Annotated in this window: 8 protein-coding genes; 4 read left to right on the top strand and 4 right to left on the bottom strand. The window is 45.5% G+C overall.

The genetic code is table 11. From position 1 onward, the window contains the following. Positions 1 to 195 precede the first annotated feature (195 nt). From cysC to L876_RS0118495, 3 genes are all read left to right on the top strand, one after another. The gene (gene cysC / locus L876_RS0118505) at positions 196 to 852 is read left to right on the top strand and encodes an adenylyl-sulfate kinase (RefSeq protein ID WP_028765156.1); all 657 of its coding nucleotides are present in this window, start codon (positions 196 to 198) and stop codon (positions 850 to 852) included. Between the two features lie 481 nt (positions 853 to 1,333). Then, positions 1,334 to 3,988 (top strand): glycoside hydrolase family 16 protein, encoded by a 2,655-nt coding sequence (locus tag L876_RS0118500; protein ID WP_028765155.1) that lies wholly within the window; start codon positions 1,334 to 1,336, stop codon positions 3,986 to 3,988. Between the two features lie 106 nt (positions 3,989 to 4,094). Further along, entirely contained in the window at positions 4,095 to 7,091 is a 2,997-nt protein-coding gene (locus tag L876_RS0118495) for a TonB-dependent receptor (RefSeq protein ID WP_028765154.1), read from the top strand. A gap of 258 nt (positions 7,092 to 7,349) precedes the next feature. Here L876_RS0118495 and L876_RS0118490 read toward each other — a convergent pair whose 3' ends face one another. The 4 genes from L876_RS0118490 to L876_RS0118470 form a co-directional block, all read right to left on the bottom strand. Further along, positions 7,350 to 8,816 (bottom strand): capsule assembly Wzi family protein, encoded by a 1,467-nt coding sequence (locus L876_RS0118490; protein ID WP_028765153.1) that lies wholly within the window; start codon positions 8,814 to 8,816, stop codon positions 7,350 to 7,352. Positions 8,817 to 9,683: 867 nt separating this feature from the next. Next, positions 9,684 to 10,682, bottom strand: a complete 999-nt coding sequence (locus L876_RS0118480) for a LacI family DNA-binding transcriptional regulator (RefSeq protein WP_028765151.1) — start codon at positions 10,680 to 10,682, stop codon at positions 9,684 to 9,686. Between the two features lie 37 nt (positions 10,683 to 10,719). Continuing rightward, complete coding sequence (locus tag L876_RS0118475) at positions 10,720 to 12,048, bottom strand: glycoside-pentoside-hexuronide (GPH):cation symporter (protein WP_028765150.1); 1,329 nt, start codon at positions 12,046 to 12,048, stop codon at positions 10,720 to 10,722. A gap of 226 nt (positions 12,049 to 12,274) precedes the next feature. Then, entirely contained in the window at positions 12,275 to 13,603 is a 1,329-nt protein-coding gene (locus L876_RS0118470) for a GH1 family beta-glucosidase (protein WP_028765149.1), read from the bottom strand. Positions 13,604 to 14,022: 419 nt separating this feature from the next. Between L876_RS0118470 and L876_RS0118465 the strand changes: the two genes are divergently transcribed. Further along, positions 14,023 to 15,285, top strand: a complete 1,263-nt coding sequence (locus tag L876_RS0118465; protein WP_248674665.1) for a sugar MFS transporter — start codon at positions 14,023 to 14,025, stop codon at positions 15,283 to 15,285. Positions 15,286 to 15,310: the final 25 nt, after the last annotated feature.

Genomic DNA, 15,310 nt, shown 5'->3' with positions numbered 1-15,310 from the left:
GGCATCGGGCTACGAGTTAAAGACAGAGCAAAGAAGGCATCGGGCTACGAGCCTATGATTAAAGCCGTTATGCAACAGATTAGCCGTTGTCGTTTGTTGATTGGATTTTTACTATCGCGTAGCTCGTAGCTCGTAGCTCGTAGCTCGTAGCTCGTAGCTCGTAGCTCGTAGCTCGAATTAACTTATGGATACTTTATGACATCGTTATTGAAAACTGAGGCATCGCCTTATAAAGAAATTGACAGCGAAATGGATAAATCTACCGATGTTGTGTGGCACCTTGCTAGTGTCTCGCATCAAGACCGTGTTGTGGCCAATGGCCATCAAGGCGCTGTGTTGTGGTTTACAGGCTTAAGCGGTTCAGGCAAATCTACGGTTGCTAATGCGGTTGATAAAATGCTGCATGATTTAGGGGCTAAAACCTATGTGCTCGACGGAGATAATGTGCGTCATGGGCTTAATGGTGACTTAGGCTTTTCAGATAGTGACAGAATCGAAAATATTCGCCGTATCGGTGAGGTGGCTAAACTGTTTGTCGATGCAGGTCTATTAGTCTCGACGGCATTTATTTCCCCCTTTGCGGCTGACCGTGGGTTGGTGCGCGGATTACTCGGTGACAAGTCATTTATTGAAGTCTTTGTTGATACACCACTTGAGGTGTGTGAGCAACGTGATCCAAAGGGGTTATACAAGAAAGCGCGCGCAGGTGAGATAAAGCATTTTACTGGTATCGACTCGGCTTATGATGTCCCTGTGTCGCCAGAGATCCATGTTCAGACTGCAAACCAAGATGTGCAGCAATGTGCCATGCAAGTCATTGAGTACCTCAAAGCCAAAGGACTAATGAATTAAGGTGCTCCGTTGTTAGCACCTTTTAAGTTACTTGTTATTTTTCAAATGGCTTCGTAAACGATTTGATACAGCTAATGGTTAACACCTTAGAGGCACTGTTAGCTTAAAGGTATTTTCGGTAGCGCTCTGAGCACCCTATAAATAAAAAGCCCTGACTATCATTAAGTCAGGGCTTTTTTGTTGTAGGTTAGCTTCAAGTTGCGTGTAAGGTTTCACCTAATTTAATTCTATTCATCCTCTCTCTTAACGTCACAATTTCAAGCCTTTATTAGTCGTTAGTCTAATTCTCTTTTGCTTACCACCGTGGTTGGGGAGTTTTTTAATGAGTTGTTAACATAGATTCTGTTGATTTTTTACAAGTTAGTCACTAGTATGATTCAAGTAAGCGCTTACATTTTTCATGTTGGTGTTAAAATTAAGAATAAATACGACATATTAAGCTGAATAATTTTGTTAATAAACAATGGGTTGGGCTTCGGTGATGAGAAAGGTTTCTGGAACGACCAAATATTTATCCCTTGGTATTATAGCGTTGGCTATTCAGGGGTGTGGGGGAGAGACAAATACCTCCACCAATTTGGATAATGTGGATATTTCTGGGCCAGCTACGGGCTGGGAAATGGTATGGAGTGACGAGTTTAGCGGGAGTAATATTGATACGGCTAAGTGGACTCATGAGATTGATTGCGCGGGGGGAGGTAATCAAGAAGCACAATGCTACACCGATGCGCCTGAGAACTCTTGGATTGAAGATGGTGTGCTGAATATTGCAGCGTTAAAAGCCGTTGAAGGCGCAGAAAAGCCTTACACTTCAGCAAGACTCTCTACTAAAGGCAAGGCTGATTTTTTGTATGGCCGCATAGAGATGCGTGCCAAGTTGCCAGTTGGGCAGGGCAGTTGGCCAGCATTTTGGATGTTGCCCACTGACAACGTTTACGGTATTTGGCCACGAAGTGGCGAAATCGATATTGTAGAAGCGGTTAACCTAAAAGCTAAAGATGCTGAAGGTAACCCTGAAGCCCACGTATACGGCACCCTTCATTATGGTCGTGAATGGCCTAAGAATGAGCAATCTGGCAAAGCCTATACCCTGCCTGACAACATCAACCCAGGAGATGACTTTCATACCTATGCAATTGAATGGCAGCGAGGTGAAATTCGCTGGTATGTTGATGACTACTTGTATGCGACTCAACGTCGCTCAGAGCTTAGATATAACGCTAAAGAGCAACCCGTTGGTTTAGCGTATAAAGGGTGGTTTACCGAATATTTTGATCAATCCACAGGTGACTTGAACTTAACCTGGGGTAATCAACCCTTCGATGAAAAATTTCATTTAATGCTCAATTTTGCTGTAGGTGGTAACTGGCCAATCAATGTAAATGAAACCGGCATTGATGAGGCTGCCTTTAACAGCGAAAACAAATATCAAGTTGATTATGTTAGGGTTTATCAATGTAGTGCTAACCCTGATACTGGTAAAGGTTGTGAAACTGTCCGTCCTGGTTACGATAAGCTTGATGATGCCCTCGTTGAGGGGAAAGCGCCCGCGCCAACGCCTCCATCTGATGGCGTGGCAAAAGATCTACTTATTTTTGACAGTATGCCAAATCCAAACTGGGCAGCGTGGGATTGTTGTGGTGGCTCAACGCCTGATTTAGTCGCCGATGCGGACAAAGGTGATGTTTATCGCTTTGTGGTGGGCGAAAGCCCAACGGTTAATGGGTTTATCAGTCGCTCTGCATTTATTACCGATCCTGAAGGTGTTCCAAGTCCATTTGATGCCTCACCGATAGAGTCTACTGGTGTGCTGAGTTTTGCCATGAAGTTGGTCAGTGCTCCGGCTGCACCTGATGTCACTTGGTCGGTGAAATTGGAAAGTAATGAAGGTGCGACGGCGGTGGAAGTGCCCATTACTGATAGCACCGAAGGTGTCCTACCTACAGTAGGCCAATGGCAAACTTATAGTTTTCCTCTCTCCTTGTTAGCGTCTAAAGGGCTAGATCTATCAGCTATCGATGTGGTGATGGTGTTCCCTGCATGGGGAAGTGGCAATGGCGCCGAGTACCTTATGGATGAAGTTAAGATCGCCCGTCCTAATACAACACTGCCTTCTGTCGTTATCTTTGCTGATAATGAAAACCCTGACTGGCCAATGTGGGATTGCTGTGGTGGCTCAACGCCTACCGTGGTCTCTGATGATGCGGAACATGGAATCGTATCTGAGTTCACCATTGGTAGCGAACCTACAGTGATGGGGTATATTAATCGCACTGAGTTTGGGGGTTCTGGGGCAACGTTTGATGCGAGCGCTATCTTTGAGAAAGGTTTGATTCAGTTTGACCTTAAGGTGGTCAATGCGCCAACTACACCAGATGCACCTTGGTTGTTTAAGGTGGAATCCAATAACGGTGATTCGGCTGCTGAAGTGGCACTAACAGCCAGTGTTGAAGGAGTGGCGCCAACAGCCGAGTGGCAAACCTTCAGCTTCTCTTTAGCAGATCTTTCTGCTGCGGGTCTCGATATCAGTGCGATTGATGTGTTGATGATATTTCCTGCATGGGGCCAGGGTGAGGGCGCAGTTTATCGTATCGATAATGTAAAAATCTCTCAGCCCGGTGCAGAAGGCCCTGCTTTAGATGGACTTACGCTTTTTGTTGACCAAATTGCCGATGCTTGGTCGATTTGGGATTGCTGTTCGGGCAGTACTCCTGCGGTTGTCTCTGATGACAATGATCATGGTGCTGTAGCAGAGTATGTGATTGGCGAACAACCAACCGTTGTTGGCTTCCTCGCGGACGATGGGGTTTATTACGATGCCAGTGCTGCCGTGCCTACCGGTATGGTTCGCTTTGACATGAAGGTCGTGAGTTCGCCAAGTGATCCGAGTTCAGAATGGAAATTTAAGATTGAATCTGGCGATGCAAGCAGTGCGGTGGAACTTAGTTTATCAGACAGTGCTGAAGGGATTGAGCCAGTCGTTGGCGAATGGCAAACGTACACTTTTCCCCTTCAAACGTTAGCGGATGCTGGACTTGATGCCAGTGCAATTGATGTCTTGATGGTCTTCCCCTCTTGGGGCACAGGAGATGGAGCGGTGTTCAGACTTGATAACGCCATCATAGGTACGCCTTGATATATGTGTGCTGATACCGCCACCTTGATTGATTTTGGTGGCGGTGCTTAATCAAATAAAACCAGTGAAATAAGACTGTTTCAATTCAAAGAATAATGAGGCAACTATGCGCGAACAAAAATTCAGACTCAATAGATTGTCGGCCGCGTTGGCCGCTGTTATGGGGGTGGCGATGGTCCCCAATACATTTGCCGCAGAAGAAGCTCCCGCGGTTGATGAACCAACGATCGAAGTGATTGAAGTCCGGGGGATAAGGGGAAGTCTTTATCGCTCTATGGATATTAAGCGTGGTTCAAATGGCGTGGTGGATGCGATATCTTCTGAGGAGCTTGGTAAATTTCCAGATACCAACCTAGCTGAGTCACTGCAACGTATCACGGGCGTGACCGTAAGCCGTGCAAATGGTGAAGGAAGTCAGATCACTGTGCGTGGTTTTGGCCCTGAATACAACTTGATCACCGTTAACGGCCGACAGATGCCCGGCACAGGTTACACGCGATCATATAATTTAGAGAACCTGTCATCAGAAGGGGTTAAAACCCTTGAAGTCGTCAAAACTGCACGTGCAGAAACGCCGACAGGTGGCCTTGGTGCTACGGTAAACATCATCACCCAAAAACCGTTAGATAATCCGGGGCAATCGTTTAACCTGTCTGCTAAAGGGATCTATGACGAGTCCAATGAGCAGGGCGATGATATTACCCCTGAAGTCGCGGCCATTTACAACAACACCTTTCTCGATGATGACTTCGGCATCATGGTGTCAGTATCACAACAGGAAAGAGATTTCCGTCAGCAGACTGCCAATGTTCAGGGGTGGGTCGCTCAAACAGACAACAGTCGTTTACCTATTCTCGCTGGGCAACAAGGGCTAGATCATCGCGAGAAAGATGCAGACGGTAACCCTATTGCCAACTTTAAAGATGCCGATGGCAATGCCATTGCGCCATTTTTTATGCCAAGGGACTTGAACTTCAGCATCAGTGATGTAGAACGCGAGCGCACCAATGGCATGGTGTCATTGCAATATAGTCCTATCGACAGTTTAGTGATAACAGCTGATTATATGGGAACCCGAGCGCTAACGGCGACGAATGGCTTTGGCTGGGGGATATGGAACTCTTCAACCGATGGCTCGCCGCTCATTGGTTATGAAATTGACGAGAACGGCACTGGTGTTTATTCAGAGATCCGTGGTGGCGATGGATCATTTACAGCCGAACGCAATACCACTGAAGTTAGAGCAGATAGTATTGGCTTAAATCTCGATTGGAGTGCGAATGAATATTGGCGCTTTACCTTCGACTATCACGATTCATCGAATAAGATTGATAACGGAGCCGATAAAGGGCTGGGCAGTGCAGCTCAAATCATTTTGGGGTCAGATCAGCTAACCTCAAAGGTTTACGATTACCGTACTGGTGACATCCCTAATTACCTGATCAACTGGAAAAATGGGACTAATCAGCTCTCTCCAGGTGAGATCGACTCTAACTTTAGTCAGTTTATCCACTCTCCAGGTGAAAGTGATATTCAGCAGGCGCAGTTTAATACCAACTGGTATCCTGAGTTTTATGATGCTCTCGTGAAAGTGGATTTCGGCGCGTCTTACACTAAGCAGTCAATGTCGGGGACAACCGCGTGGAGTGGTTTGCGTGGCGGCCCAGGCTTTAATCCGTCTTACACTGAGATCTTCCCTGATGGTATGTTTCAGGCACATGATGCTTCTGGATTGTTGGACGCCCTCGGCGGCGGTGGAAGCAGCATAAACCCTGATTACTATTATACCTTTAGCTTTGACGAAGCCATTGCACGCCAGCTGGCTTATATTACCCCAGACATCGCTGGCGATAACTATTACTCAATCGACCCTTACATTGACGGTATTGACAGCTCAAGCCTAGTGGAAGAAGAGACGCTTGCATTGTATCTAACCACTCAATGGGGGTTTGACATTGGTGATGTCGCTGTGAACGTTAATCTGGGCCTGAGATATGAGCAAACAGATACCTCAAGCACGGTTAAACAACGAGTTGAAGAGCAAGTCGTTTGGGCAAGCCCTACAGAGTGGATCATGAAATATGTCGATGGGGGAGATGATAACTATCTTACTCAAACTGGCGATTATGATGTTTGGCTACCAATGTTAGACATTGATGCGGAAGTGGTGGAAGACGTTGTGGTGCGTTTTTCAGCAGGTAAAACCATTGCCCGCCCATTGCTGGGTGACATGGTGGCTGGCAGAAGCTTAAGTGGTAGCCCCAAAATTGGTGCGCGTCGCGGGGGAAGTGGTAATCCTGGTCTACTGCCTTTGGAATCGTTTAACTTAGATCTATCCTTGGAATACTACTATGCTGATGCCAGTTATGCGGCGATTGGTTTATTCCACAAGGATGTAGATAACTTCGTTTCACGCTCGACATCGCAAACGACGATCGATGGTTTGCATGATGTCTACAACAGTCCGCGTTATCTTGAAGCTGTGTCACAGCTTGAGACGGCAGGCACTGCCGTTAATGAAAATACCATTTTCGAGCAAATGATTGCCAATGGATATGGTAATGCAGATGGCCAGATTGCGCCGCTAGACTCAGATCCGTTAATCGTTTGGGACCTAACAAGCCCTGTAAACAGTAACAAAAAGTCAGTACAGGGGATTGAGTTAGCGTTTCAACATGTATTTGGTGAATCGGGCTTTGGTCTAGGCGTCAATGGCACACTTGTCGAAGGCGATGTTGAGTTTGACCCCTACAGCCTTGCACAACAGCAACCGCTGGAAGGCCTGGGTAATTCAGCCAACTTTCAAGCCTTCTATGAGAAGGATGGGTTATCGGTGAAATTTACCTATGCTTGGCGTGATAGCTATCTGATTGGCGTAGGACAATCTCAGGGGTCTGCCGATGCGCCGCCACAATATGCCAAGGACTTTGGTCAACTTGATGCGAGCATCAACTACGATGTCAACGAGTACTTAACGGTATTTCTTGAAGGCATCAACCTTAACAATGAAGTTGAGCAGGGCTATGGTCGGTTTGAAGAGCAGTTCCTATTTGCTAATCAGTACGGTAGCCGTTACGCATTAGGGGCAAGAGTATCTTTTTAACGCCTAATGTAGGTCGTTTATAAAGAGATACACAATAAAAACGCTGAGAGACTACTCAGCGTTTTTTTCTGCTTATTGCTCTCAAGTCTTTCTAGCAAGTCAGTGCTAGGGGGCTATTTGGCTTAGTGGTTAAAACATACCTGATAAAATGAGAACAGCTCAAACACCGTAAAGGGCTTGAGTTAAAATATTAAAATAGCTGTAAAGAAAAAGCCCTGAATCAACGATGAATCAGGGCTTTTCGCTACTACGGGCCAGCTAGAAGCTGCGCTCCCAGCTTGCATAGACGCTGGTATCCCAGTCATTACCGCCTTGATGGACATACTGGCTGTAGCCTAGTGTGCCGCCCATCTTTAGTGTGCCTTGATAAAGCGGTCTGTGGTAGCTGGTGTCAAACTGATATACACGTTCGTATTCGCCCGGCGAGACAGGATTGCCGCCCTCTGGGTTACCAGTGTCTCTTCCATCTGTGTTAAGACGCAGCCAACGGAATTTGTTGGTGATGCTTTGGCCATTTCCGAGCTGAGTGATACCGCCGATGACCAGTGTTTCAGAGTCATTGTCATAGGTGCTACCTAAACTTTTACCGTAGTAACGGTAGCCGCTTTTGTAAAAACCATGCTCATACAAACAGTTATAGACTTGTGAGTCGAGGCCGCAAGACACCTTGGTATCTGAGTATTCGATGAAAACTCGAGTATTGAGGTCACTTAATACAAAGTCGATACCGCCCATATTGGCCGCATTAATAAGCTTGTTTTTACCGTTATGATAGTCTTCGTGAATGCGCTCAAAGTAGATGCCGTAAGGAATGCCAAATGCAGTATCTGACCAACGCAAATCATAGCCAGCGAGCATATTCTCTTGGCCGTTTTCGATTTCGCTTTCAGTTTGGCCACCGTTAAAGAGTCCATCCCACCAGTCACTTAAACTGTTGCCATAACCTTCACCGCCCCATTGCATGGTCCATGAAAAACCCACTTCCAGTTTTGAGATAGGTTTTAGTGTGCCACGTGCGCCCCAATGTTTGGTGTCAGGAACATAGCGATCGCTCTCCATCTGGCTAAAGCTGGTGGTAAAGGTCCAAGGGCCAACCCAATTAAGCCAAGGCGTTTCGAAGGCTGAACTGTTGTTGCGACTGAAGGTAATACCAGGCATAGGCCGGGCATTGGTGGTCTGAATTAAACCACTGTCCCAGCCGGGTCCCCAATACTTTTGCTGGGCACCAGCACTGACTATCCAGTTGCCTAACATGACCGCAGCAAAGCTGTCATCGAGGCGTGCGCGATTGCCATCGAGTGGATCGGCATGATAACTACCAGAGAGGCGGCCACTAAACCAAGATTGGGTGACATCGACACTGATTTCGGCTTCTGCTTTATCGCGATAGTCGTGACCAAAGCCTAAGAAGCGAGCTGTATCAGTTGCCGCGGCGAGTTTTACGTGGGTGCTAACGGCCTGATGGTCATTGTCATAAGCACTTATCACTCTATTGAAGGCATCCGCTTGAATACGTGACAGTGACGCAATATCGGCGTTATCGAGATCTTGCTTGAGTCCTGCCCACATCAACGGAAAGGTGGTAACAGGTTGCAAAATAATTCCAGTATCCGCAAGTAGTTGGATGTCTGCACGCAGCGGTAAGTCTGTGGGCTCAACCCACCACGCAGCTTGTGCTGAGCTAATGCTGAGTATCATCATTCCAGCGAGTAAGTATTTTTTCATGATATTCCCTTAACGATTTATGCCGCGCATTTTAGCGACATTGGGCGAGATAACAAGGCTATAAGTGTCATAGCGACTGAAGCGCTGGTGTTTGTTATTAGCTTGTTTTTATTGGGTTTGATATTGGTTGTAATCCTGTGGGATAGGGTTATATGTTAAGTTGTGAGCAAGGCTGGCAGTAACAAACTGAGAACGAAATAGGCTTGTAGGCGATTTGCTGCACGACCGTATTGGAGAACATCTACCAAGGTGATGACTTAAGCTTATGAATTAGCGTCACGTTACTGCGCGGCTTGCGCTAAGAAGTGGAGGTGTGTTTCTACTCTGTTGCCTCTATGTTCAGTTTCATTATTGGTCAGATATTCTTGTTGAAAACGGTTAGCGCTGAATGAGAGTTTAGGGTCAGGTTTTAGGCTACTTTGTTGTCCTTGATGTGGGGAAGTAAAACCGATTGTAAGCGCTTTCATTTTGTTGGCGATAGGCATATACTCTAGTTGTCGAGATGTTAATTAAGGTCGCATCTTGGTATTTAGGTGGTGTTTCTTTACGGAAGGCTGCAAAGGTGACCCCATCAGATTAGCCAAAGTTTTGGATATGCTGTTTGACACGGAAAGTGGGCAGCAAATTTTTTAATGTTAGGCTTTTATCCTGTCTTGCTGAACATCCCTGTCCATAACTCTTGTGTTGCACATTTTACCGCTTAGCTTTTGTATTATTGGCTGCGAGTGTTAAGGCTGAAAGCTAGCCTATACATTTAAGCCCTTGTCCGCTGTTTATCTCTGTTCCACTATTTTGTTAGGCTTTCTGCACTTATCTAACATTTAACCGCTAGCCTATTTATAGCCGATAACCTATTTAGGGCTGCGATTAGACGGCTTGAGTAGAATCTCGAATCACTACGCTTGGGGTAAAGATATGAGTGATATCATGCTCGGCTTGGTTAAAGGTGTGTTTCAGTGTCCAGCACGCGGCCATCTTGCCCATCTGTTTGATCGGGTAATCCACTGTCGACAACTTAGGATGAATAAATTGCGAAAAAAAGATGTTGTCAAATCCCATAAGCGAGATGTCATCAGGAACCCTGATACCTTTCTCTCGCAGCACCGTCATGGCTCCCAATGCCATCTCATCGTTGGCACAGACGAGTGCGGTGAAAGGTCGAGATTGTTCAAGCAGGTAGCTGGTTCCTTGGCTGCCACTGGTTTCTTGATAGTCACCTTCATAGGTTAATGCGTCATTGTAGGAGACATTAAACTCTTTTAGGGCGCGTTGGTGGCCTTTTAAACGCTCTTGAGCATCCATTTTCCATGAAGGGCCAGATATATAAGCAAACTGCCTGTGACCCTGTTCTAACAGGGCTTTAGTGGCGTAGTAACCACCGAGTTCGTTATTGAGGCTAATACAATGATCGGCAATTTCTGCGATGTAGCGATTGATGAGCACGATAGGGATATCACCCTTAACCAGTTCAACTAAGTACTCATCAGACACGGCTTCAACGTGCAAAATGAGCGCATCACATCTGCGGCTAATGAGAAACTCAATCCCTTCTTTTTCTAATGCTTCTTCGCTGTGGCCTGCCGCGATAATGACGTGTTTTTCAGCGGTTCTTAATTCCGCTTCAATGCCACTCATCATAGAACCATAAAAAGGGCCATGTAGCTCAGAAACTAAGATACCAACACTATTAGAGCGATTAGAAGCCAGGGATTGTGCAATAGCGTTAGGGCGGTAGCCTAACTGCTTCATTGCATCCTGCACCTTTTGGGCTGTTTTTTCGCTTACCTTGGCATTTTTGTTCATCACCCTTGAGACGGTGGCGAGAGAGACGCCTGCGAGCACTGATACATCATAAATTGTTGCCATAAAAATCCTTTACATTGCTACCAAAAGGAAAACCAAATCAGTTGGTAGCAGGTTGTAACTCCTGTTGTATTTGTGCGACTCGGTTGTCGTCCAAAATATACCAGCGCATGATACCTGCGACAATGAGTGAGCCGATAGCCGGATAGAGAGTAAATGAGAGTAAGATCCCCTCTTTAGTGGTGTTAGTTTGCGCGGCGTCAGAAACATAGCCGTAATACGCTAATGCCCACCCTGCGATAGCACCACCGAGTGCAATGCCCAATTTAATAAAAAATATCACCGTAGAATAAACCATGCCGGTCACACGGGTCCCGGTTTTCCACTGACCATAGTCAATTGTATCAGCCATTTTCGCCCAAAGTAATGGGCTGGCCATACCAAGGAAAAACTTCCAAAGGAAGAAGGCGACGAAGGCAATGATTATTTGCTCTGCCTGAATGAAAAAGCTCACTGCACAGATGATGGCGGCAATGATCTGCAACCCAATATAGGCCTTAACTTTACAGATATGTTGTGCCAATTTTTGTGCGAGCGCACAGCCTAACATACTGCCCACCATACCTGTGGTCATAAAGGCTGTAATTAAATCTTCGCGCTGTAAAAAGTACTTCACATAATAAACAGCTAATGTGATCCTCAATACCTGGCCAGTTAATAAGAATAGACCTGACATGCACAATAAACGAGCTTGGTCGTTATTCCAGAGGTGGCGTACCCCCTCTAAAAATGGTGTTTTCTGGGTTTTATTGGTGTGAACTCGTTCTTTGGTTCCAGCAAAACAGAGCAGAAATAAGACCACACCACCTAAACTCATCGCGGCCATGGTGAGTTGATAACCTTTTGCTGTATCGCCATTACCAAACCATTCCACCAGTGGCATGGTACATGATGCTACGATGACGCCACCAAGCATGGCACAGACAAAGCGGTAAGATTGAATCGAGACACGCTCTTTAGGATTTGCGGTGAGTACCCCACCTAAGGCGCAATAGGGGATGTTGATGGCAGTGTAGGCAATCATCAATAGCGTGTAAGTAACAAAGGCAAAAATGAGTTTACTAGTGTCACTAAGGTCTGGTGTAGTAAAGGCCAACACACTGATAAGCCCAAAGGGGATAGCTAACCAGAGTAGATAGGGGCGAAACTGCCCCCAACGAGTATGTGTTCTGTCGGCAAGAGAGCCCATTAATGGATCTGTGATAGCATCAAATACTCTGACAACCAAAAACAGGGTTCCGACCGTTGCAGGCGATAGACCAACGACATCAGTATAAAAAATGAGGAGAAACATCATTACGGTTTGAAAAATGATATTGCTTGCGGTGTCACCTAAACCATATGCAATTTTTTCTTTTATAGCGATCACTGACATCTTACATTACCCCTGCTTACACGATATTTTTTATTATTGTTCATGATAGGGCTGACTCCATGTTATCTGTGCTGGGTTGAAAGCTTTCACTCATTTTTGTTTGAAACGGCATGCTCTCTTCATAGAAGCGGACAAATTGTGCACCACACAGCGAAGCGATATCTCAAAGAACGGCCTTAATCGTTGTCGATTCTCGTTATCCATGGATGGTGACTTATTTTTATCTATTACTAATCAGTGCCTTATATGCATTGCCACTGGCTTTGATTATTCTTTCTTGGGTGTTGTAATCAACGTAAACGATACCAAATCGTTTCAGGTAGCCTTCAGCCCACTCAAAGTTGTCCATTAGGCTCCAGGCAAAATAGCCGCGAATATCAACGCCGGCGCTAATGGCGTTATTGACGGCATTAAGGTGGTCATTGTAATAAGCGACTCTTTCATCATCATTGACTTTACCATCAACCAGTTTATCAACCATGGCCGCGCCATTCTCGGTGATAAATATTGGCGGTAGGCGGTATTTTTGGTTAAGAGAGATCAGTAGGTCGCTAAAAGCCTTAGGGTAGATCTCCCACCCCATATCAGTAACAGGCACATCCTTTGGCGGCACATCTTGAAACCCTGCCAGCGGGTCGCTGCGATAGATAGCGCGGGTATAAAAGTTAATACCAAGGTAATCGATTGGGGCTGAAATGATTGCCAAGTCACCCTCTTGGATGTCGGGGCATTCATCTGAAGGTAGTGCGGCAAGTAGATCTGGGTAGGCACCATCGAAAATAGGCTTGATATACCACTGATTAAAATGATCATCAGCCAGTTTGGCCGCTTCTCTATCTTTGAGGTTGTCAGTTTCTGCATAACAAGGGGTAAAATTTAATACTATGCCATGTTGGGCATTTGGGGCATTTTTTCGTAATACCTCTAGTGCTAAACCATGGGCTAACAACAGGTGGTGCGCGGCTTTTTTACCGAATTGCTTACCTTGAATACCTGGGGCATGAATACCTGCTTCATAGCCTAAATAGGCACTGCAAAATGGCTCGTTTAAGGTTGCATAGGCAAAGACTCTATCGCCAAAAGCCTTAGAGATAAGATTAGCGTAGTGTTGAAACTGAAAAGCGGTATCCCGGTTTAGCCAGCCACCACGGTCTTCTAAGTACTGGGGCAGATCCCAATGATAAAGTGTGATGTAAGGTTTAATGCCTTTGGCGATCAACCTATCGAGTATCTGTATATAGAAATCGACCCCGCTTGGATTGAGTTCACCGGATAGGGTCATCACTCGCGGCCAAGAGATCGATAGGCGATAGGCATCAACTTCTAGTGAATCAATCAGATCGATATCTTGCTGCCATAGATGAAAATGGTTACATGCTATTTCGCCATTTGAACCATCACGAATCTTATTAGGGGTATTGCAAAATGTATCCCAAATGGAGGGAAGACGATTGTGTGCGGCCCCCTCTATTTGAAAAGAAGCGGTTGCAACACCATAGGTAAATTCTGGTGTTAACATAGGTGAGTTATCTGGCAGCAAAATGTTCATAACAATCTATATCAATCCCTTAAAAAATTCTTTTTTTGTTGGTGCCGATAGCACATGGACTCATAAGCACCGACACAATTAGTTGCTTAGCCAAAGCGATTAGTAACTTAAAATACTGTATCGCCATGATGGTATTTGGCGTTGACTATGGGACTAAATACTCATCGGTTTGGTCATCATACCACCATTCTGTAAGCGCTTACACAAATGTTGTCGCCATGGTTGTGTTTCGTTGTTATTATGTTATAAATGAAAGCGCTTACATGTGGCTAAAACCTAAAATAATAAAGGTCAATTTATTAGGACGATGTATGAATCATCAATGCAACTGTAGTGGTAAGTAAGCCTTTGTTCTTAGGAAAGAGTCGGTGTCGTTTAACAATAATAATGAAATAGAGGTAATTATGGCTGGTTCACCAATGATGTCGGATAGTCGTGCAGGGTTGGCTGCAAGCAAGGGGGAGGGGCATCGATTTGCGCTGGTTTCTTTAACATCTCTATTTTTTATGTGGGGATTCATTACCTGTTTAAATGATATTCTCATTCCTCACCTTAAAGCTGTTTTTTCATTGAGTTATACCGAAGCGATGCTAATACAGTTCTGCTTCTTTGGCGCCTACTTTTTAGTGTCGATTCCTGCGGGGAAGATGGTAAAAAAACTGGGTTATCAAAAAGGTATTGTGACGGGGTTACTTATCGCTAGCGCAGGGTGTGCGCTTTTTTATCCCGCTGCTGACCAAGCTATTTATAGTCTGTTTTTAGCGGCTTTATTCGTGTTGGCATCTGGAATCACCGTATTACAAGTGGCGGCCAACCCTTATGTCAACGCCCTAGGAAGTGCTGAGACCGCTTCAAGCCGATTAAATTTGACGCAAGCATTTAATGCATTGGGTACGACTGTCGCTCCCTATTTTGGTGCTGTGTTAATTCTCTCCGTGGCCGCGGGTGCAGGCAGTGATTTAAGCCATGCACAAGCTGAAGCTGAGCAGGTAAAGCTGCCATATCTAATGTTGTCTGCCATGCTAGCGATGCTGGCCGTTATTTTTTATCAGTTGAAATTACCCGTTATAGCGGAGCACGCCAGTGGTGATGACAGGGATATGGTAGAGCATTTAGGGAAAACCAGTGCGTTACAGCATCGTCATTTGGCAATGGGCACCGTCGCGATTTTTCTTTATGTTGGTGCAGAGGTGTCAATCGGTAGCTTCTTAGTTAATTTTCTTGGAGAACCTCATATCGCTGGGCTAGAGGAAGCCGATGCTGCTAAATATATAACCTATTATTGGGGCGGGGCAATGATTGGGCGCTTTGTAGGCTCTGCAGTGATGCAAAAAATTGCAGCAGGCAAGGTACTTGGGTTCAATGCTTTGGTGGCAGGCTTACTGGTAACCTTGGCGATGGTAAGTAGTGGACAAATAGCGATGTGGTCGATTCTTGCAGTGGGCTTATTTAATTCTATTATGTTCCCAACTATCTTTAGTTTGGCGCTGCAAAAGTTAGGCCCGCACACCTCTCAAGGATCTGGCTGGTTATGCCTAGCTATTGTTGGTGGCGCAATTGTCCCTCTTTTACAAGGTGTTATGGCCGATAGTCTAGGTATTCAGGTCGCCTTTATTCTTCCCGTGCTTTGCTACAGCTATATTGTTTTTTATGGCGTTAAAGGCAGCTACCCAGCCGTTTAATTGGTTGATTAAATAAAGACAATTA

The organism is Shewanella colwelliana ATCC 39565, assembly GCF_000518705.1.
Lineage (GTDB): Bacteria > Pseudomonadota > Gammaproteobacteria > Enterobacterales > Shewanellaceae > Shewanella > Shewanella colwelliana.
The sequence above is the reverse complement of the archived record's forward strand: the minus strand, read 5'-3'. Positions and strand labels throughout refer to the sequence as shown.

What these genes read in the sequence shown, in the direction of transcription:
- L876_RS0118480 (WP_028765151.1), bottom strand. Translation starts at nt 10,682, where the DNA reads ATGGCAACAATTTATGATGTATCAGTGCTCGCAGGCGTCTCTCTCGCC.
- L876_RS0118500 (WP_028765155.1), top strand. Translation starts at nt 1,334, where the DNA reads ATGAGAAAGGTTTCTGGAACGACCAAATATTTATCCCTTGGTATTATA.
- cysC (WP_028765156.1), top strand. Translation starts at nt 196, where the DNA reads ATGACATCGTTATTGAAAACTGAGGCATCGCCTTATAAAGAAATTGAC.
- L876_RS0118490 (WP_028765153.1), bottom strand. Translation starts at nt 8,816, where the DNA reads ATGAAAAAATACTTACTCGCTGGAATGATGATACTCAGCATTAGCTCA.
- L876_RS0118465 (WP_248674665.1), top strand. Translation starts at nt 14,023, where the DNA reads ATGATGTCGGATAGTCGTGCAGGGTTGGCTGCAAGCAAGGGGGAGGGG.
- L876_RS0118470 (WP_028765149.1), bottom strand. Translation starts at nt 13,603, where the DNA reads ATGAACATTTTGCTGCCAGATAACTCACCTATGTTAACACCAGAATTT.
- L876_RS0118495 (WP_028765154.1), top strand. Translation starts at nt 4,095, where the DNA reads ATGCGCGAACAAAAATTCAGACTCAATAGATTGTCGGCCGCGTTGGCC.